Annotated in this window: 16 protein-coding genes; 5 read left to right on the forward strand and 11 right to left on the reverse strand. The window is 73.0% G+C overall.

Annotated elements, in window-relative coordinates; genetic code table 11:
- Positions 1-2 precede the first annotated feature (2 nt).
- From hisH to hisD, 4 genes are read right to left on the reverse strand one after another with little or no spacing between them, the layout of a single operon-like run.
- Complete coding sequence (gene hisH / locus BLU42_RS07530; RefSeq protein ID WP_091073922.1) at positions 3-635, reverse strand: imidazole glycerol phosphate synthase subunit HisH; 633 nt, start codon at positions 633-635, stop codon at positions 3-5.
- A complete protein-coding gene (gene hisB, locus BLU42_RS07535) occupies positions 632-1306 on the reverse strand; it encodes an imidazoleglycerol-phosphate dehydratase HisB (protein ID WP_091073923.1) in 675 nt (224 codons plus the stop codon). The genes hisH and hisB overlap by 4 nt, the downstream gene beginning before the upstream one ends.
- Positions 1303-2406 (reverse strand): histidinol-phosphate transaminase, encoded by a 1104-nt coding sequence (locus BLU42_RS07540; RefSeq protein ID WP_091073924.1) that lies wholly within the window; start codon positions 2404-2406, stop codon positions 1303-1305. The genes hisB and BLU42_RS07540 overlap by 4 nt, the downstream gene beginning before the upstream one ends.
- Positions 2403-3719: a histidinol dehydrogenase gene (gene hisD / locus BLU42_RS07545; protein ID WP_091073925.1), complete on the reverse strand. Its 1317-nt coding sequence runs from the start codon at positions 3717-3719 to the stop codon at positions 2403-2405. Before hisD ends, BLU42_RS07540 begins: the two co-directional genes overlap by 4 nt.
- A gap of 60 nt (positions 3720-3779) precedes the next feature.
- Between hisD and BLU42_RS07550 the strand changes: the two genes are divergently transcribed.
- Both BLU42_RS07550 and BLU42_RS07555 read left to right on the forward strand, forming a co-directional pair.
- Positions 3780-4469, forward strand: a complete 690-nt coding sequence (locus BLU42_RS07550) for an AzlC family ABC transporter permease (protein ID WP_091073926.1) — start codon at positions 3780-3782, stop codon at positions 4467-4469.
- Entirely contained in the window at positions 4466-4789 is a 324-nt protein-coding gene (locus tag BLU42_RS07555; RefSeq protein ID WP_091073927.1) for an AzlD domain-containing protein, read from the forward strand. The genes BLU42_RS07550 and BLU42_RS07555 overlap by 4 nt, the downstream gene beginning before the upstream one ends.
- Before the next feature lie 157 nt (positions 4790-4946).
- On the opposite strand, the gene BLU42_RS07560 is transcribed toward BLU42_RS07555, so the two are convergent.
- The gene (locus BLU42_RS07560; RefSeq protein ID WP_231918496.1) at positions 4947-6488 is read right to left on the reverse strand and encodes an FGGY-family carbohydrate kinase; all 1542 of its coding nucleotides are present in this window, start codon (positions 6486-6488) and stop codon (positions 4947-4949) included.
- Positions 6485-7573 (reverse strand): galactitol-1-phosphate 5-dehydrogenase, encoded by a 1089-nt coding sequence (locus BLU42_RS07565; RefSeq protein WP_197680659.1) that lies wholly within the window; start codon positions 7571-7573, stop codon positions 6485-6487. The genes BLU42_RS07560 and BLU42_RS07565 overlap by 4 nt, the downstream gene beginning before the upstream one ends.
- 40 nt (positions 7574-7613) lie before the next feature.
- Between BLU42_RS07565 and ybaK the strand changes: the two genes are divergently transcribed.
- Entirely contained in the window at positions 7614-8117 is a 504-nt protein-coding gene (gene ybaK / locus BLU42_RS07570) for a Cys-tRNA(Pro) deacylase (RefSeq protein WP_091073928.1), read from the forward strand.
- A 511-nt stretch (positions 8118-8628) separates the two neighbouring features.
- Here the strand turns inward: ybaK and dnaE are convergent.
- The 4 genes from dnaE to BLU42_RS07590 all read right to left on the reverse strand — a co-directional run bounded on the left by dnaE (position 8629) and on the right by BLU42_RS07590 (position 16653).
- Positions 8629-12183, reverse strand: coding sequence for a DNA polymerase III subunit alpha (gene dnaE, locus BLU42_RS07575; RefSeq protein ID WP_091073929.1), 3555 nt, complete (start codon positions 12181-12183; stop codon positions 8629-8631).
- A gap of 129 nt (positions 12184-12312) precedes the next feature.
- Positions 12313-13983, reverse strand: a complete 1671-nt coding sequence (locus BLU42_RS07580; RefSeq protein WP_091073930.1) for an alpha/beta hydrolase — start codon at positions 13981-13983, stop codon at positions 12313-12315.
- 68 nt (positions 13984-14051) lie between these two features.
- A complete protein-coding gene (locus BLU42_RS21590) occupies positions 14052-16085 on the reverse strand; it encodes an ABC transporter ATP-binding protein (RefSeq protein ID WP_091073931.1) in 2034 nt (677 codons plus the stop codon).
- A gap of 31 nt (positions 16086-16116) precedes the next feature.
- The gene (locus BLU42_RS07590; RefSeq protein WP_157719879.1) at positions 16117-16653 is read right to left on the reverse strand and encodes a DUF1697 domain-containing protein; all 537 of its coding nucleotides are present in this window, start codon (positions 16651-16653) and stop codon (positions 16117-16119) included.
- Between the two features lie 220 nt (positions 16654-16873).
- Here BLU42_RS07590 and BLU42_RS07595 point away from each other — a divergent pair, with 220 nt between their 5' ends.
- Together BLU42_RS07595 and BLU42_RS07600 are read left to right on the forward strand one after the other, a co-directional pair.
- The gene (locus tag BLU42_RS07595; RefSeq protein ID WP_091073933.1) at positions 16874-17293 is read left to right on the forward strand and encodes a type IV toxin-antitoxin system AbiEi family antitoxin domain-containing protein; all 420 of its coding nucleotides are present in this window, start codon (positions 16874-16876) and stop codon (positions 17291-17293) included.
- A complete protein-coding gene (locus tag BLU42_RS07600) occupies positions 17290-17859 on the forward strand; it encodes a hypothetical protein (protein ID WP_091073934.1) in 570 nt (189 codons plus the stop codon). The genes BLU42_RS07595 and BLU42_RS07600 overlap by 4 nt, the downstream gene beginning before the upstream one ends.
- A 188-nt stretch (positions 17860-18047) precedes the next feature.
- Here the strand turns inward: BLU42_RS07600 and BLU42_RS07605 are convergent, their stop codons facing one another.
- A complete protein-coding gene (locus tag BLU42_RS07605; protein WP_091073935.1) occupies positions 18048-19436 on the reverse strand; it encodes a nitrate/nitrite transporter in 1389 nt (462 codons plus the stop codon).
- Positions 19437-19442 lie beyond the last annotated feature (6 nt).

Raw genomic sequence — 19442 nt, forward strand, 5'->3', positions numbered from 1 at the left:
GATCAGATCGTGGCGACCCAGTTGGCCACGAGCCGGGCGCCCGCGTCGCCGCTCTTCTCCGGGTGGAACTGGGTCGACCAGAGCGGCCCCTCCTCCACCCCGGCGACGAACCGGTCACCGGCGTGCTCGGCCCACGTCACGAGCCGGCCCTCGGGCTCGTCGAGCTCGCGCACGCCGTAGCTGTGCACGAAGTAGAAGCGCTCGTCGGCCACGCCGTCGAAGAGGCGGGTGCCCGAGGGCGCCTCGACGGTGTTCCAGCCCATGTGCGGCAGCCGTTCGGCGTGCAGCCGCTCGACGACGCCGGGCCAGACGCCCACGCCGTCGGCCTCGACGCCGTGCTCGATGCCCGAGCCGAAGAGGATCTGGTGGCCCACGCAGATGGCCAGCGTCGGCCGTCCGGCGGCGACCCGGGCGGCGATGACGTCGGGTCCGCCCACCGCGCGCAGCCCCGCCATGCAGGCCGCGTACGCACCCACGCCCGGCACGACCAGCCCGGGTGCCTCGAGCGCGGCCTCGGCGTCGTCGGTCAGCAGCACGCTCGCGCCCGTGCGCGCTACCGCCCGCTCCGCGGAGCGGAGGTTGCCCGACCCGTAGTCGAGGACCACGACGTCGGGCGAGGAGGGACCCGGGCTCACAGCGAACCCTTCGTGCTCGGCACCCCGACCACGCGCTCGTCGTAGGCGACCGCCTCGCGCAGCGCGCGGGCGACGGCCTTGAACTGCGCCTCGACGACGTGGTGCGGGTCGCGGCCGGCCAGCACGCGGACGTGCAGGCAGAGGTGGGCGTGGAAGGCGAGGGACTCGAACGCGTGCCGGGTCAGCGAACCCGTGTACGGCACGCTCGTGCGCCCGTCCGGGGCCAGGTCCCCGCCGCCGATCCGGGCGTACACCTGGCCCTCGGGCTCGCCGGTGCACACCGCGTACGGGCGCCCCGACACGTCGACGACGGCCTGAGCGAGCGCCTCGTCGAGGGGCACGAGCGCGTCGCCGAAGCGGCGGATGCCGGTCTTGTCGCCGAGCGCCTGCCGCAGCGCCTGCCCGATGGTGATCGCGACGTCCTCGACGGTGTGGTGCGCGTCGATGTAGGTGTCGCCGGTGGCGTGGACCTCGAGGTCGACCAGGGAGTGACGGGCCAGCGCGGTGAGCATGTGGTCGTAGAAGCCGACCCCGGTGGAGATGCTCGAGGCGCCGCTGCCGTCGAGGTCGAGGCTGACGCGGATGCTCGACTCGCTGGTCGCGCGCTCGAGGCTCGCCCGTCGAGCCGGCCGGCCGGTGCTGCCGGGGGTCGCGGTGTGGGGCTGGGTCACGGCATCCTCGCGCTCACGTCGTCGTCGGCCAGGACCTCGTCGAGGGCCTGGGTGAAGGCGGTCATCTCCTCGGGCGTGCCCGCGGAGACCCGTAGCCAGCCGGCGGGCCCGACCTCGCGGATCAGCACGCCCCGGTCGAGCAGGCCCTGCCACACCGCGTGGCGGTCGGCGAAGCGGCCGAACAGGACGAAGTTCGCGTCGGAGTCGGCGACCTCGAGCCCGCGGCCGGCGAGCCAGGCGGCGACCTCGTCGCGGGCGACCCGGAGCCGGTCGACGGCGGCGAGCATCTCTGTCGCGTTGGCCAGGGCGACCCGGGCGACGGCCTGGGTGACGGCGGAGAGGTGGTACGGCAGCCGGACGACGCGCAGCGCGTCGACGAAGGCCGGGTCGGCGGCCAGGTAGCCGAGCCGGCCGCCGGCGAAGGCGAACGCCTTCGACATCGTGCGGCTCACCGCGAGGCGGGAACGCCCGGGCAGCAGCTCGAGCGCGCTCGGCGTGCCCGTGCGGGCGAACTCGTGGTAGGCCTCGTCGACCACGACGACCCCCGGGCTCGCGTCGACCAGCGCCACGACGACCTCGAGCGGCAGGGCCGTCCCGGTCGGGTTGTTGGGGCTGGTCACGAGGACCACGTCGGGCCGGGTCTGCTCGATGGCCGCGAGCGCCGCGTCGACGTCGATCGTGAAGTCGTGCTCGCGCGGGAAGGTCACGAAGCCCGAGTGGGTGTCGCGGGCGTACTCGGGGTACATCGAGTAGGTCGGCGCGAAGCTCAGCACGGTGCGTCCCGGTCCGGCGAAGGCCTGCAGCACGTGCAGCATCACCTCGTTGCTGCCGTTCGCCGCCCACACGTGGTCGGCGGTCAGCCCGTGGCCGAGGTAGGCCGCGAGGTCGCCGCGCAGGGCGACGGCGTCGCGCTCGGGGTAGCGGTTCAGGTCGCGCGCCACCTCGGTCACCGCGGCGGCGATCTGGGCGATGACCGCCTCGCTCGGGCCGTACGGGTTCTCGTTGACGTTGAGCCGCACGGCGACGTCGAGCTGGGGCGCGCCGTACGGCTGCTCCCCCACCAGCTCGGGCCGCAGGGGGAGCTCGGCGAGGCCCGTCACCGGTCGGACCGGACCGTCTGGAAGCGCGCGGAGACCGCGGCCCCGTGGCCGGGCAGGTCCTCCGCCTCGGCGAAGACCTCGACGTGGCGGGCCACCGCCTCCAGCGCGTCGCGGTCGTAGGTCACGACGTGCATCGCCTTGAGGAACGACTTCACGTTGAGCCCCGAGGAGTGGCAGGCGCAGCCGCCGGTGGGCAGCACGTGGGTGCTGCCGGCGGAGTAGTCGCCGAGCGAGACCGGCGAGAACGACCCGACGAAGATCGCGCCGGCGTTGTGCACCCGCGCGGCCACGGCCGGCGCGTCGGCGGTCTGGATCTCGAGGTGCTCGGCGGCGTAGCCGTTGACGACCAGCAGGCCCTGCTCGAGGTCGTCGACGAGCACGACGGCGGACTGCCGCCCGCCCATGGAGGTGCGGACGCGCTCGGAGTGCTTGGCCGCCGCGACGAGGTCGGGCAGCACCGCCTGCACGCGCTCGGCGAGCGCCGTCGAGGCGGTGACGAGCACGGAGGCGGCCAGCGGGTCGTGCTCGGCCTGGGACAGCAGGTCGGCGGCGACCAGGTCGGCGTCGGCGGTCTCGTCGGCCAGCACGACGATCTCGGTCGGACCCGCCTCGGAGTCGATGCTCACGCGCCCGCGCAGCAGCCGCTTGGCCGCGACGACGTAGATGTTGCCCGGTCCGGTGACCATGTCGACCGGTTCGCACAGCCCGGGCACCCCGTACGCGAACATCGCCACGGCCTGCGCGCCGCCGACGGCGTACACCTCCTCGACGCCGAGCAGCCGGCAGACCGCGAGGATCGAGGGGTGCGGCAGGCCGCCGAACTCGCGCTGCGGCGGCGAGGTCACCGCGATCGACGTGCAGCCCGCGACCTGGGCCGGGACCACGTTCATGATCACGCTGGAGGCGAGCGGCGCCAGGCCGCCGGGCACGTAGAGGCCCACGCGCTCGACGGGCACCATCCGCTGCGTGACCCGCGCCCCGGGCGCGACGTCCACGTCGACGGCGAGCGGGCCGAGCTCGGCCTCGCAGACCTCGCGGCGCCGGGCGATCGACACCTCGAACGCCGCGCGCAGCTCGGGGTCGAGCCGCTCCACGGCCTCGTCGAGGGCCGCCGCGGGCACCCGGAACGACGCGGGGACCACCCGGTCGAAGCGCTCGGACAGCTCGCGCAGCGCCTCTTCGCCCCGGGCCGCGACGTCGTCGCAGACGGGCTTGACGACGGCCAGCGCCGCCTCGACGTCCACCGCCGCGCGCGGCACGACGGTCCGGGGGTCGAGGTCGGTCCGGCCCCGCAGGTCGATGGTCGCCAGCACGGGGCAATCCTAGGTGAGCAGGACGGTCCGCCCCCTCGCGTTCTGCGTAGGGTCCCCCGCGTGCCCACCGCGCCGCGCGACACCGCCCGAGCCGCGATCTGGCGCGCCTCGGCCGGCATCGGGGTGTACGCGGGCGCCTTCGGCCTGACCTTCGGCGCGGTGGCCGTCGCCTCGGGCCTGACCCGCGGCCAGGCGCAGGCGCTCAGCGCGGTGCTCTTCTCCGGGGCGTCGCAGTTCGCGCTGGCCGGGGTGGTCGGCGCGGGCGGCTCGGCCTGGGCCGCGCTCGGCCCCGTGCTGCTGCTCGCCCTGCGCAACGGGTTCTACGGCGTCACCCTCGCGCCGGTCCTCGACAGCCACGGAGCCCGGCGGCTGCTCACCGCCCACCTGGTCATCGACGAGACGACGGCCATGGCCACCGCCCAGACCACCCGGCCCGAGCAGCGCCTCGCCTTCTTCTCGACCGGCGTGGTGCTCTTCGCCTGCTGGAACGCGGGCACCTTCGTCGGGGCGCTGGTCGGCTCGGCCGTCGACACCGACGTCCTCGGGCTCGACGCGGCGGGCCCGGCGGTCTTCCTCGCCCTGGTCTGGCCCGCGCTGCGCCGCTCGGTGCGCGCCCGCTGGGTCGCCCTGGCCGGGGCCGCGATCGCGCTGGCCCTCGTCCCGGTCGCGCCCGGCGGCATCCCGGTCCTCGCCGCCGCGACCGCGGCGGTCGTGGGCGGGCTGCTGCCGCAGCAGCAGGAGGCCGCATGAACCTCTGGGTCCCCGTCCTCGTGGCCTGCGTCGGCTCCTACCTGATCAAGCTCGCGGGGCTCTCGCTGCCGGAGTCCGTCCTCGCCGACCGTCGCGTGCAGCGCGTCACGACCCTGCTGCCCGTGGCCATGCTGGCCGCCCTCGTCGCCGTGCAGCTCGTGGAGTCGGGCGACGGCCCCGGCCCGTACGCGCTGGACTGGCGGGTGCTCGCCGGGGTGGCCGCCGGGGCCGCGGCGCTGGTGCTGCGCCGCGGCTTCCTGGTCGTCTTCGTCGTCGCGGTCGCCGTGACCGCCCTGCTGCGCCTGCTGGTGCCGGTCTAGGCCGTGTCTCTCAGTTCCGGCAGGTGGTGGCGGGGCCTCCGCGCCCGGTCCGGCAAGCCGGAGGAGCGAGAGCGCAGCGGGCTGCGCCGAGCGAGGCCGGCGCCGCCGGTCGGGATGCGGGGCCGCGCCAGCACCCGTCGGAATTGAGAGACACGGCCTAGCCTCGGCCCAAGCGGTCGACCGACGCGTGCATGACCGGCGCGAGCGTGTGCAGCAGGCTCTCGTAGTCGTCGTAGGTCTGCCGGTAGACCTCGTGCCGGCCCGGGTGGGGGGTCAGCGTCCGCGTGCGGGGCGCGAACCGTGCGGCCCCCTCGTCCAGGCTGCCCACGAGCCCGGCGCCGGTCGCGGCGATGACGGCGCAGGCCCGCAGCGTGAGGTTGTCGCCGGCCACGATCTCCGCCTCGCGGCCCAGGACGTCGACGGTCACCTGCTGCCACAGCGGGTTGTGCTCGATCCCGCCGGACAGCACCAGCCGGTCGCACACCACCCCGGCGCGCACGAAGGACTCGACGACGGCCCGGGTCCCGCAGGCCACGGCCTCGACGCTCGCCCGGTAGAGCTCCTCACGCGTGGTGCCCAGGGTCAGCCCCACGACGGCGCCCCGCAGGCGCGGGTCGCGGTGCGGCGTCCGGTTGCCCATGAAGGTGTCGAGCGCGCGCAGCCCGTGCGCGCCCGGCTCGACCGCCGCCGCACCACGGACGAGGGCGGGCAGCTCGGCCCGGCTGACGCCCATGATCGACTCCGCCGCCCAGGTGAGCACCGAGCCGCTGCTGACCTGGCCGCCCTCGACGAGCCAGCGGTCGGTCCGCAGCGCGTGCGGGTAGGGCCCCCAGACCTCGGGGCTCAGCACCGGCTCGCCGGCCGGCGCCAGCTCGGCGATGATCGCCGAGCTCGTCCCGGACACGACCGAGACCAGGCCCTCGGACCCGCCGCCGCAGGCCAGCAGGGAGACGTGCGCGTCGATCCCGCCGACCGCGACCGACGCGCCCGGCGCGATGCCGAGGGCCTCCGCGGCCTCCGTGGTCAGCGGCCCGGCGAGACCGCCGACCTCGACGACCTCGTCGGGCAGCCGGTCGCGCAGGTCGGGCACCCCGAGCGCGGCGTACAGCTCGTGCGGGAAGCGGCCGGCGAGCGGGTCGTAGTTGTACTTGCAGACCGCGTTCATCTGCGAGCCGACCCAGCGCCCGGTCAGCCGGAACGTCAGGTAGTCGATCGCCTCGACCACGCGCGCCGCGCGGGCGTACACCTCGGGCTCGTGCTCGGCCACCCAGACCGCCTTGGGCAGCAGCCACTCGGCCGCGTCGGACCCGCCCGACCAGGCCAGCACGGGGTGCTCCTCGGCGAGGCGCGCCGTGGCGGCCGACTGGGCCCAGGCCCGCGAGTCCATCCACAGGATGGCCGGGCGCAGCGGACGACCGGCCTCGTCGAGCACCGCGACGGTCGACGCGGTCGTGGCGCAGGCCAGCGCGACCACCGGCCCGGCGGCGGCAGCCCGCGGCTCGGCGAGCAGCGTCCGGGTCGCGTCGACGACGGCGTCCCACCACTCCTCGGGGTCCTGCTCGGCCCAGCCGGGCCGCGGGTAGGTGGTGCGGTAGCCGCGGTGCACCGAACCCAGCGGGTCGCCGTCGACGGTGAAGGCCCCGACCCGGGCACCCTCGGTGCCCAGGTCGATGGCCAGCAGGATGCCTCCGCCGATCACCGGGCGGACGGGACGAACAGCACCTTGGAGGTGAACTCCGACCGGTCGCCGAGGGTCTGCATCATCTGCGGCAGCGCCGACAGCGGCAGCTCGTGGGTGATCATGAACTCCCAGCGCAGGTCCCCGCTGGCCATCTTGGCCGCGGCGGTGCGCCACTCGTCGCCCGGGAAGGGCGCGGAGAACGAGTTCCACGCGCCGTGCAGCGTCACCTCGAGGCGCATGAAGCGGTTCCAGGTGTCCTTGGCCAGCTCGACCGGCGCGTGCGGGATGCCGACGAAGACGGCGTGGCCCTTCGGCCCGACGAGGCTCGCGGCGAGGTCGGCGGTGGTCGGTGCGCCGGCCGACTCCAGCACGACGTCGAAGCCGGCCCCGGCGAGCTCGCGGGCCTGGTCCGCGGTCTGCACCGCGGCGGTCGCGCCGGCCTCGCGGGCCATCGCCGCCTTCTCCTCGCTGAGGTCGAGGCTGACGACCTCCGAGGCGCCGGCGAGCCGCGCCCACTGCACGGCGAAGAGCCCGATCGGGCCGGCGCCGACGACCAGCACCCGCTGGCCGGTGCGCAGGCCGGTCTTCCAGATCGCGTGCAGCGCGATGGCGGCCGGGTCGAGCATGGCGGCGGCGCGCGGGTCGAGGCCCTCGGGCATCGGCAGCAGGTTGCCGACCGGGGAGACGACGTACTCGGCGTACGCGCCGTCGCTGCGGCTGCCGAAGTAGTCGTAGGTCTCGCAGAGGCCGAAGTCGCCCTGCACGCAGTGCGCGCAGACGCGGCACGGGATCAGCGGCGGCACCGAGACGAGGTCGCCGACCGCGGTGCCCGGACCCGGCTCGACGCCCGGCCCGTGGGCCACCACGTGGCCGGAGAACTCGTGCCCGCAGATGATCGGCATGACGTAGCCGCCGTTGCGCAGCATCCGCGGGATGTCGGAGCCGCAGACCCCGCAGGCCGCGACGCGCAGCAGCACCTGACCGGGCCCCGGCGTCGGGACATCGACCTCCTCGACCCGGATGTCGCCCGGCGCGTGGAGCACGGCGGCGGTCATGCGGTCCGAGAGCGCGGTCGAGGTGGGAGCGGCGGTGGTCGCGGTCATGGTCCACGACCCTACGCAAGGGGTGCGACAGGATGGCGGGGTGGCGAAGAAGCAGGCCGGCGGGACCCCGGCGACCGAGGCGCTGACGCGGGCCGGGGTGGCACACACGCTGCACCCCTACGAGCACCACGACGGCGAGCGGCACTTCGGCGACGAGGCGACGGCGGCGCTCGGGCTCGACCCGGCGCGGGTGTTCAAGACCCTGGTCGCGGACGTGGCCGACACCGCCGACGGACGCTCGCAGCTGGTGGTCGCGGTGGTGCCGGTCGCGCGCCAGCTCGATCTCAAGGCGCTGGCCGCCGCGGTCGGGGCCAAGCGCGCGGTGATGGCCGACCCGGCCGCCGCGCAGCGCTCCAGCGGCTACGTGCTCGGCGGGATCTCCCCGCTCGGGCAGCGGACGCCGCTGCCCACGGTGGTCGACGCGTCCGCGCAGGACTTCGGGACCATCCACGTCTCGGGGGGCCGTCGCGGCCTTCAGGTCGAGCTCGCGCCCGCCGACCTGGTCGCCGTCACGCGGGCGACGGTGGCGCCGGTGAGCCGCTGACGGGCTCCTCGGGGCGTCGACCTCGGGGTCGCGGCCCAGCGAGGCGGCGAGCAGCACGGGGACGACGGCGAAGAGCGGCCAGACGGCCAGGGCGACCCGGGCGCGGACCGTGAGCTCGACGGGGACCTGGTCGCCGGGACGGGCGGCGGCCAGCCGGACGTCGAAGGCCCCGGGCCCCAGCTCGTAGCCCACCCACCAGCACACCAGCCCGGCCGCGGCGCCGACGACGACGGCGACGAGCACGACGGGCCACCCCGCGCGTCCGAACCAGCGCCAGGCGAGCAGACCCAGGACGAGCCCGACCACGACCCCGCAGACGACGAACCACGCGTCGGCCGCGATGTAGCCGGCCAGGCCGCGCTCGGAGGTCACCGCCCCGCCGCCGTTGACGACGCGGAAGGTCGGGAGGTCGGTCACCGCCCACCAGACCACGCCCGCCGCCGCACCGAGGCCGAGGGCCAGGGCGAGGAAGGCGCCGAAGCGGCGCGCGTCCGGGCTGGTCACGGGGGCGTCACGAGGCCAGGCAGGAGGGGCCGAGCAGGGCCTTGAGGTCGGCCATCAGCGGTCCGGAGGGGCTGACGCTGAGGTGGGAGTCGAGCCGCATCAGCGTCGATCGCCCCGAGCTCTGCAGCCGCAGCCGCACCTCCGTCGTGCCGGGGTAGGCCGACAGCACCGTCTTGAGCTGGGCGACGACCGGCGGGGTGCAGCGCACCGCGGGCAGCGAGATGACGACCGGGCCGGTCGGCGCCTCGCTGACGTCGGGCAGCGTGAGCTCGGAGGCGTTGAGCGACACGGAGTCGTCGTCGGACTTGATCCGGCCCTTGACCCGGACGACGACGTCGCTGGCCAGCACCGTCGACACCAGGTCGTACGCCTTGGGGAACAGCAGCACCTCGATCGAGGCCTCGAGGTCCTCGACGGTCAGCACCGCCCACAGGTCGCCCCGCTTGGTCGTCTTGCGGTTGACGTTGGTGATCATCCCGGCGATCGTCACCTGGCCCTCGCGGGGGCCGTCGTCGGAGAGCAGCTCGCCGATGCTGATGTCGCGCTCGGTGGAGAGGATGTGCTCCAGCCCGAAGAGCGGGTGGTCGCTGACGTAGAGCCCGAGCATCTCCCGCTCGAAGGCGAGCTTGGTCCGCTTGTCCCACTCCGGCAGGTCGGGCACGACGCCGGTGATGTGCGAGGAACCGGCCTCGTCGTCGTCGGGGTCGAAGCCGAAGTCGAAGGCGTCCTGGCCGCGCGCGGAGTTGCGCTTGAGGTCGAGCACGCCGTCGACCGCCGACTCGTAGATGCTCATCAGCGCGCGGCGGGTGTGGCCCATCGAGTCGAAGGCGCCGGCCTTGACCAGCGACTCGATGAGCCGCTTGTTGCACACGACGAGGTCGGCGACGTCGAGGAAGGAGTAGAAGTCGGGCGCCTTGCCCTGCTCGAGGCGGGCGACGACGATCTTGTCGACCGCGTTCGCGCCGACGTTGCGCACGGCGGTGAGGCCGAAGCGGATGTCGGTCCCGACCGGGGTGAAGTTCGCCTCCGACTCGTTGACGTCGGGCGGCAGCACCTGGATGCCCATCCGCCGGCACTCGCCGAGGTAGATGGCCATCTTGTCCTTGTCGTCGCCGACCGAGGTCAGCAGCGCGGCCATGAACTCGGCCCGGAAGTTGGCCTTGAGGTAGGCGGTCCAGTAGGAGACGAGCCCGTACGCCGCCGTGTGCGCCTTGTTGAACGCGTAGTCGGAGAAGGGGACCAGCACGTCCCACAGCGCCTTGATGGCCGCGTCGGAGTAGCCGTTGGCCTTCATCCCGGCCGAGAACGGCTTGAACTCCGCGTCGAGGATCTCCTTCTTCTTCTTGCCCATCGCCCGGCGCAGCAGGTCGGCCTGGCCCAGGGTGTAGCCGGCGACCTTCTGCGCGGTCGCCATCACCTGCTCCTGGTAGACGATCAGGCCGTGCGTCGTGCCGAGGATCTCCTTCAGGGGCTCCTCGAGCTCAGGGTGGATCGGCGTGATGTCCTGGCGCCCGTTCTTGCGCAGGGCGTAGTTCGTGTGGCTGTCCACACCCATCGGGCCGGGACGGTAGAGCGCGAGGACCGCGGAGATGTCCTCGAAGTTGTCCGGGCGCATCAGGCGCAGCAGCGAGCGCATCGGCCCGCCGTCGAGCTGGAAGACCCCGAGCGTGTCGCCGTGGCCCAGCAGCGCGTACGTGGCCGGGTCGTCGAGCGCGAGGTCCTCCAGCACCAGGTCGACGCCGCGGTTGAGCTTGATGTTCTTGACGGCGTCGTCGAGCACGGTGAGGTTCCGCAGCCCGAGGAAGTCCATCTTGATCAGACCCAGCGACTCGCAGGTCGGGTAGTCGAACTGGGTGATGATCGCGCCGTCCTGCTCGCGGCGCATGATCGGGATGATGTCGATGAGCGGTTCGCTGCTCATGATCACGCCGGCCGCGTGCACGCCCCACTGGCGCTTGAGGCCCTCGAGGTCGCGGGCGGTGTCGACGACCTTCTGCACGTCGGCGTCGGACTCGTAGATCGAGCGGAACTCCCCGCCCTCGCCGTAGCGGGGGTGCTCCTTGTCGAAGAGCTTGCCCAGCGGCACGTCCTTGCCCATGACGGGCGGGGGCATCGCCTTGGTCAGCCGCTCCCCCATCCCGAAGGGGTAGCCGAGCACGCGGGAGGCGTCCTTGACGGCCTGCTTGGCCTTGATCGTGCCGTAGGTGACGATCTGGCTGACGCGGTCCTCGCCGTACTTCTGCGTGACGTAGCGGATCACCTCGCCGCGGCGGCGCTCGTCGAAGTCGATGTCGAAGTCGGGCATCGAGACGCGGTCGGGGTTGAGGAAGCGCTCGAAGATCAGGCCGTGCTGCAGCGGGTCGAGGTCGGTGATCCGCATCGCGTACGCCGCCATCGAGCCGGCGCCCGACCCACGGCCCGGGCCGACCCGGATCCCGTTCTCCTTGGCCCAGTTGATGAAGTCGGCGACGACGAGGAAGTAGCCGGCGAAGCCCATCTGGGTGATGACGCCGGTCTCGAACTCGGCCTGGCGGCGCACGTCGTCGGGGATGCCGCCGGGGTAGCGGCGGCGCAGACCGGTCTCGACCTCCTTGACGAACCAGGAGGTCTCGTCCTCCCCCGGCGGGCAGGGGAAGCGCGGCATGTAGGTGCCGGTCCCCTCGGCGAAGGAGATGTCGCACCGCTCGGCGATCGCGAGGGTGTTGTCGCAGGCCTCGGGCAGCTCGGCGAAGAGCCGGCGCATCTCGGCCGGCGACTTGAGGTAGTAGCCGTCGCCGTCGAACTTGAAGCGGTTGGCGTCGGCCATCGTCGAGCCGGACTGCACGCAGAGCAGCACCTCGTGCGCGGCGGCCTCGGCCCGCGTCGCGTAGTGCAGGTCGTTGGTGGCGACGAGCGGGAGCTTGAGGTCACGAGAGAGCCGCAGCAGGTCCTGGCGCACGCGGTTCTCGATCGAGAGCCCGTGGTCCATCAGCTCGACGTAGTAGTTCTCGGCGCCGAAGATGTCGCGGAACTCGGCCGCGCTCGCCACCGCCTCGTCGTACTTGCCGAGGCGCAGGTAGGTCTGCACCTCCCCCGAGGGGCACCCGGTCGTGGCGATGAGGCCCTTGCCGTAGGTGTTCAGCAGCTCACGGTCGACGCGCGGCTTGAAGTAGTAGCCCTCCAGCGAGGCGAGCGAGCCCATCCGGAAGAGGTTGTGCAGCCCGGTCGTCGAGGACGCCCACATCGTCATGTGGGTGAAGGCACCGCCGCCGGAGACGTCGTCGCCGTTCGAGCCGGCCTTGGCGTCGCCCCAGCGGACCCGCTTGCGCTCGCTGCGGTGGGTCTTGGGCGTCACGTACGCCTCGAGGCCCACGATCGGCTTGACCCCGGTCCCCTTGGACGCCTTGTGGAACTCGTAGGCGCCGAACAGGTTGCCGTGGTCGGTCACCGCGATGGCGGGCATGCCCTGCTCCTCGCACCCGGCGAAGAGGTCCTTGATGCGTGCCGCACCGTCGAGCATCGAGTACTCGGAGTGCACGTGCAGGTGCACGAAGCTGTCTGCCGTTGATGTGGGGCTGCTCATCGGAAGGACAGCCTAAGCGCGTCCGCGAGGAGTCCCCCACCACGACGCGCCCGCCCCCGCCGCGAGGGCGGGGACGGGCGCGTGCGGGCCATGACGAGGGTCACCGAGCGGCGCCGGACGGGATCCGGCTCAGCGCGGCAGGGCCTCGCTCTTGAGCTGCTTCAGCTCGGCGTAGCGGCTCGTGTCGACGGTCTTGGCCGAGCGGCCGTTGGCCGCCGGCGGCTCCGGCGCGGGGACCGGGTCGCACTTGACGTCGGAGCGGTTGCCCGACTTCCGCTTCGGGAGCTTGCCGGTGTCGAGGTAGTCCGCGATCCGGTCGTCGGTGCAGGCCACGCCGGACAGCGAACCGGCATGGGTCGTGCCGCCGACGCCCTCGATGAGCCGGGCGCCCTTGAAGCGCTTGCGGACCTCGATGGCGCCCGAGTACGGCGTCGCCGCGTCGAGCGTCTCGTTGATCAGCAGGATGCTGCCGGTCTTGTCGCCCTTGACCTTGACCGGCTTGGTCACCTGGCCCGGCCAGTGGCGGCAGGGCTCGTTGTACCAGGTGTTGCCCCAGGTCTCGAAGGGCGCGTCGACGTAGATCGACCAGGCGTCCTTCTGCCAGGTCTTCCAGCTGTCGGGCCACGAGGCGTCGGTGCACTGCACGCCGAGGTAGACCGCGTAGCCGTTGTCGGCCTGGGGGTCGGACGGGTCGAACCCGAAGTTCGCCGCGACGCCGGAGATGTCGCCGTCGTTCACGTACGCCGAGAACGCCTCCGCCAGGTCGGTCCAGCCGTAGACGTAGTAGCCGGCCGACAGGAAGACGTCGGTCCACTCGCTGCCACCGATGAGGCCGCCCTCGGCCTGCGCGGGGTCGTCGTAGAGCTTCTCCTGCGCGCGGTAGAAGGCCAGCCGGACGGCCGTCTCCGTCGTGCCGAGGCGGTAGGTGCTGTCGTGCTCGGCGACCCACGCGAACCAGGCGTTGATGGTCTTCTCGAAGGCGCGGTTCTGGTCGAGGTTGGCCTCGTACCAGACGCCGCGCGGGTCGACGACGCCGTCGAAGACGGCCCGGCGCAGACGGTCGGGGTAGAGCGTCTTGTAGACCTGGCCGAGGTAGGTGCCGTACGAGAACCCGTAGTAGTTGATCTTCTTCTCGCCGAGCGCCCGGCGGATGCTCTCCATGTCCTTGACCGAGTCGAGCGTGGTCAGGTGGTCGAGGATCGCGCCGTTGTTCGCAGCACAGGCGTCGGTGTAGGCGTTGGTGAGGTCGAACCACGTCTGCTCGACCGCCGGGCTCGAGGGCACGTAGCGGGGCCGGTCGAAGCCGCCGAAGCCCGGGTCGCAGGAGACGGCCGGCTCGGACTGGCCCACGCCACGGGGGTCGAAGCCGATCCAGTCGTAGGTCTCGCCGACCTTGTCCGGGACGTACTGCTGCAGGACCGGCAGGGTGAGCCCCGAGCCGCCCGGTCCGCCCGGGTTGGTCAGCATGACGCCCTGGTAGCGGTCGCCCTTGTGGACGAGCCGGGTAAGCGCGAGCGTGATCTTGGTGCCTCCGGGCTTGGCGTAGTCGAGCGGCACAGCCAGCCGGCCGCACTCGAAGCCGCGCTGCTGGAGCGCCGTCGAGGAGCACGTGCCCCAGTCGATCGGAGCCGGCGTGTAGGTCCTGTCCTGCTTCGCCGTGTCCACGGCGGGGGACTTGGGCGCGGCGGGCGCGGTGGGCGTGGTGGGGGCCGCCGGCGCGGCGGCGGCGGATGGACCGAGGAGGCCGCCGACCAGCAGCGCGGCGGCTGCGGTGGCGACGAGTGAGCGGCGAAGGGTCACGGAGGCTCTTCCACGAGGCGACTGGGTGAGGTCACACTCGCACAGGCCACTGACAGCCCGGAAGACCCTCAGACCGAGACGTCGGCCCGGCGCCGCTCGCGGTCGCCGTCCTCGGGGTCGCAGAGCGTGCGCCCGTCGGTGAACAGCACCCCGTCGGCGAAGCGCGCCTCGACCTTGCCGTCACCGAACTGCTCGGCGTACAGGCGGGCGTAGAGCCCGCCCGAGGCGAGGAGCTCGGCGTGGGTGCCCTGCTCGACCAGTCGCCCGTCCTCGAGGCCGAAGATCACGTCGGCGTTCTGGATCGTCGAGAGCCGGTGGGCGATGGCGATCGTCGTGCGGCCCCTCGTGGCCCGCTCCAGGGCCTCCTGGACCAGCCGCTCGGTCTCGGTGTCGAGCGCCGAGGTCGCCTCGTCGAGGATCAGCACGCGGGGGTCCATCAGGAAGACCCGGGCGATGGCGAGGCGCTGCTTCTCCCCGCCCGAGAGCCGGTAGCCGCGCTCGCCGGTGACGGTGTCGTAGCCGTCCTCGAAGCTCATGATCCGGTCGTGGATGTTCGCGTTTACCGCGGCCTGGTGGACCTCCGCCTCCGTCGCACCAGGACGGGCGTACGCGATGTTGTCGTAGACGGTGCCGTGGAAGAGGTACGGCTCCTGGGTCACCATCCCGACGGTCTCGGCGAGGGAGTCCATGGTGACCTCGCGGACGTCGACGCCGTCGACGAGCACCGCACCCTCGGTGACGTCGTAGAAGCGCGGCACGAGGTAGGTCATCGTCGTCTTGCCCGACCCCGACGGCCCCACGATGGCGGCGAGCTGGCCCGGCTCGATGCGCAGCGACAGCTGCCGCAGCGTCCACCGCTCACCCGGCGGGACCTCGCCCTCGACCGCGACGCGCGGGGCGCGCTCGGGCGCCGGCTCGTCGAAGCGCGGGCCACCGGGCGCCGTGCCGCTCAGGACCCGGGGCTCGGGGTAGCGGAACGACACGTCGGCGAACTCGACCGAGCCGCCCGACACGGTCGGGGGCAGCGGCCGGGCGCCGGGGCGCTCCACGATCGCCGGGACGAGGTCGAGGTACTCGAAGATCCGCCGGAACAGCGCCAGCGAGGTCTGCACGTCGAGCGTGACCCGCATGAGCTGGATCAGCGGCATCTGCAGACGTGCCTGCAGGGTCGTGAAGGCGACGAGCGTCCCGGCGGTGAGCGTGGCCGCCCCGGCGGTGACGCGGCCGGTGATGATGAAGCCCGCCGCCAGGTAGATCAGGGCCGGGGTGATCGCGAAGAACGTCTGCACCAGGGCGAAGAAGGCGCGCCCGGTCATGGCCTGCTCGACCTGGAGCCGCGTCTGGCGGGCGTTCTCCTCGCGGTAGCGGCGGACCTCGGAGCCGGCGCGGTTGAAGACCTTCGCCAGCAGGATGCCCGAGACCGACAGCGACTCCTCGGTGATCGCGGTCATCTCCGACAGCGACTCCTGCGTGCGCCGGGCCAGGCGCTGGCGACGGCGTCCCACGCGCAGCTGCAGCCACACGAACAGCGGCATCAGGACGAGCGTGATGACCGTCAGCTGCCAGCTCAGCAGGACCATGGCGACGAACGCCGAGATGACCGTCACCGAGTTCTGCACGATGGTCGTCGCCGTGTCGGTGAGGACCGTGCGGACCCCGCTCACGTCGTTGGCCAGCCGCGACTGGATCGCCCCGGTCTTGGTGGCGGTGAAGAACGCCAGCTCCATCTTCTGCAGGTGGGCGAAGAGGTCGCCGCGCAGGTCGGCCATCGCGGAGTTGCCGATCGTGCTGGTCAGCCAGTTCTGCCCGATGCCGATCAGCGCGGTCGCCACCGGGATCGCGCAGAGCCCGGCGACCAGCCAGCCGAGCAGGTGGAAGTCCGGCGCCCGGCCGTCGACCGGGAACAGGGCGTCGTCGAAGACGGCCTTGGTCAGGAACGGTGCGGCCACGCCGAGCAGCGCGGAGAGCACGACCGCGGCGAGGACCAGCAGCATCTTGGTCTTGTACGGCGCCAGCAGCCGGGCGATCCGGCGCAGCGTGCTGGGTCCGACGCGCTCACCGGCCGCGCCCGGCGCGTCGGGGGCCACGCTGACGTCGGTCATGGCGCGAGCCTAGGCGCGGGCGCCGCCAGCCTCAGCCGGCACGGGCGTCGAGCCGCGCGAGGACCTTCTCGACCGTGCCGAGCGTGCGGGTGGTGGCGCTGACGCCGACGACCCGGCTGAAGCCCGCCGCGAGCCGGCTGCGGGCCTGCCCGGCGCCGTAGCGGACCCACACCTCCCGCCCGTGGACGGCGTACGGCTCCGCCTCCGTGGCCACCGCGGCGAGCCGGTCCTCCACGCCCGCGGGCGGCTCGCCGACGAGGAAGGCGACCGTGACCTGGCTCGCCGAGGCGTCCGGGAAGGGGTTCGCGGCGAGCACCGCCCGCAGCTCGGCGGCCGTCCGCACCGTCACGTCGACGTCCGCGCCGTACTCCTCCCGGAGGGCGTGTGTGAGCTCACGCTCGACGGCGCTCGCGGCCCGGTCGGTGGTGAGCACGAGGTTGCCGGTGCGTAGGTAGGTCCAGGCGTCCGCGTAGCCGAGTCCCCCGGCGAGCTCGACGAGCCGGGGCATCGAGACCGCCCGGTCGGCCCCGAGGTTCACACCCCGCAGGAACGCCACGTACGTCGTCATCCCGCTCCCCTCCGCCCCGTTCTGCGCCCGCGTGCGCCACCTCTTCGTCGGGAACCTGTGCGCGCACAGGTTCCTCGCACTGGGCCCAGGCTGCAACGTCGGCTCGGTGACAGCAACCTGGGCGCAGTCCGGACGGCATGCGAAGCGGTGCGCGGAGTTGTCCACAGATGTCCTGCTGGGCGGTGGCTCGACGCGCACCGGGGCAGCACACTCACCAGCCATGGACCTCGATCCGGCGAGCCTGGGCGCCGACCGGCACGGCGTCTTCACGCGGGCCGAGGCGCTCGACCGCGGCGAGTCCGACCGGTCCCTCCTCCGTGCGGTGCAGCGCGGGGTGCTGGTGCGCCTGCGCCGGGGCATGTACGTCTCGGGCGAGAGGTACGCGGCGTGCGACGACTCGGGCAAGCACCTGCTCCACGCGTACGCCGCCGTGGCGGCGCAGGGAGGCGAGGTGGCCCTCACCGGTGCCTCGGCGGCGGCCCTGCACGGCTTCACGATCTACCAGCAGGACCTGTCGGTCGTGCACCTGCTCCGCCTCGACGGAGGTTCGGGTCGCAGGGCCGCCTCGGCCTCCCACCACCACTACCGGCCCGAGGTCGACGAGCCGAGCTCGTCGAGCGGGCCGGCGTACGGACCGTGAGCCCGGCCCGTGCCGTGTGGGAGGTGGCCTCGAGCTCGACGCTGGAGGCCGGGGTGGTCACCGCGGACTCGGCGCTGCGGGCGGACCCGGACCTCCGGGACCAGCTCGAGGACCTGCAGGCACGATTCGTCCGGGTACCGGGTTCGCGGACCGCGCGCGCAGCGGTCGCACTCGCCGATCCCCGCTCGGAGTCGGCCGGCGAGTCGGTCACCCGGGTGCAGCTCCACCGGCACCAGGTGCCGATGCCCGACCTCCAGCACGAGGTACGAGGCGGCGACGGACGGCTGATCGGCCGCTCGGACTTCTCCTGGCCCGAGTTCCGTCACCTCGGCGAGTTCGACGGGAAGGTCAAGTACGAGCGGTTCCTGCGCAAGGGCGAGTCGGCGTCCGACCGCGTCGTCCGGGAGAAGAGGCGCGAGGACGAGATGCGCGACGAGGGCTACGGCATGACGCGGTTCGTCTGGTCGATGGTCATGCCCGACGCGTCCCGGCGCACGATGGCCGCGCTCCTCCCGGTGCTCGCGCGCTCGCAGCGGCTGTACGTCGGGTTCGGTGCGGCCGGGTAGGTCCGCGCGCGCACGGCGTGAGCACGCGCCCGGCGTCCGCGTCTGCACTGCGCCCTGCTTCCCCGCACCGCGCACAGGCTGCAACCTGGGCCCGGTGCAGGGAACCTGTGCGCGCATAGGTTCCCTGCACCGTGAGGACGTGGGCATGCGAACGCCGACCCGGGGCGGGCCCGACGAGGTGGAGAGCCTCAGACGCCGGCGAGGCGTCCGGGGCGGGGGCGGAGGAAGGCGGCCCAGGTGACGACGACGCAGACGACGTAGAAGACGATGAAGGCCACGTACGCGCCGTCGCCGTTCTTGAGGGTGAGGAAGGACTGGCGGAAGGCCAGGTTCACGAGCACCCCGCCGAGGCCGCCGATCGCGCCGGCCAGGCCGATGAGCGCGCCGGCTCGGCGGCCGGCGAGCCGGGTCTCGGCCTCGACGTCGCCGCCCGTCCCGGTGGCCAGCTGGGCCTTGGCGTTGAAGATCGCCGGGATCATCTTGTAGACCGAGCCGTTGCCGAGGCCGCTGAGCACGAAGAGCAGCACGAAGCCCACGACGAAGACCGGCAGCGAGTGCAGCCGGGAGGCGACGAGGACGACGAGGGCGCCGAGGGCCATGGCGCCGAAGTTGACCGCCGAGACGACCGACCCCCGGAACCGGTCGGCGAGCGCACCACCGACCGGGCGGATGAAGGACCCGAGCAGCGGGCCGAGGAACGTGAGCGCGGCGGCCTTGACCGGCACGTCGAAGTCCTCGGGGAACTGCACGAGCAGGACCTGGCCGAAGGCGAAGCCGAAGCCGATGAACGAGCCGAACGTGCCGATGTAGAGCAGGGACACGATCCAGGTCTGGCGGTGGCGCATCACCTCGCGCATCGCGCCCTTGGCGTTGCTGTTCTGGGTGAGGTTGTCCATGAACACCGCGGACAGCAGCGCGGAGACGACGATCAGCGGGATGTAGATCGCGACCATCACCTTGGGGTGCTGCACGCCGGAGACGGCGAGCACGAGCAGGCCGACCAGCTGCACGACCGCGACGCCCAGGTTGCCCGCACCGGCGTTGATGCCCAGCGCGCGCCCCTTCAGCCGAGAGGGGAAGTAGGCGTTGATGTTGGTCATCGAGGAGGCGAAGTTGGCCCCGCCGACGCCGGCGAGCATCGCGCCGACCAGGAGCGTCCCGAGCGAGACGCCCGGCTCGAGCACGACGGCGATGTAGATCGTCGGGACCAGCAGCATCAGCGCGGAGATGATCGTCCAGTTCCGCCCGCCGAACCGGCCGACCGCGAACGTGTACGGCACGCGCAGGATCGACCCGACGAGCGCCGGCGTGGCCGTGAGCACGAACTTCTCCGGCGCGGTGAAGCCGTACGCCGGCCCCATGAACAGCACCAGCACCGACCACAGGCTCCAGACCGAGAAGCCGATGTGCTCGCTGAGCACGCTGAAGGTGAGGTTGCGCCAGGCGACGCGCTTGCCCCCGGACTCCCAGAACTGCGGGTCCTCGGGGCGCCAGTCGTCGATCCAGCGCCCGCCGAGCCGCCTCCCGGCGACGTCGTCGGCGCGACCTGTCGTGGTGCTGGTCGTGGTCTCGGTCATGGGCGT

Origin of the sequence: Microlunatus sagamiharensis (assembly GCF_900105785.1) — a bacterium.
GTDB lineage: Bacteria > Actinomycetota > Actinomycetes > Propionibacteriales > Propionibacteriaceae > Microlunatus > Microlunatus sagamiharensis.

Coding starts and splice junctions, on each gene's coding strand:
- BLU42_RS07555 (WP_091073927.1), top strand. CDS start 4,466: ATGAACCTCTGGGTCCCCGTCCTCGTGGCCTGCGTCGGCTCCTACCTG.
- BLU42_RS07565 (WP_197680659.1), bottom strand. CDS start 7,573: ATGACCGCGACCACCGCCGCTCCCACCTCGACCGCGCTCTCGGACCGC.
- dnaE (WP_091073929.1), bottom strand. CDS start 12,183: ATGAGCAGCCCCACATCAACGGCAGACAGCTTCGTGCACCTGCACGTG.
- BLU42_RS21590 (WP_091073931.1), bottom strand. CDS start 16,085: ATGACCGACGTCAGCGTGGCCCCCGACGCGCCGGGCGCGGCCGGTGAG.
- BLU42_RS07590 (WP_157719879.1), bottom strand. CDS start 16,653: ATGACGACGTACGTGGCGTTCCTGCGGGGTGTGAACCTCGGGGCCGAC.
- BLU42_RS07595 (WP_091073933.1), top strand. CDS start 16,874: ATGGACCTCGATCCGGCGAGCCTGGGCGCCGACCGGCACGGCGTCTTC.
- BLU42_RS07605 (WP_091073935.1), bottom strand. CDS start 19,436: ATGACCGAGACCACGACCAGCACCACGACAGGTCGCGCCGACGACGTC.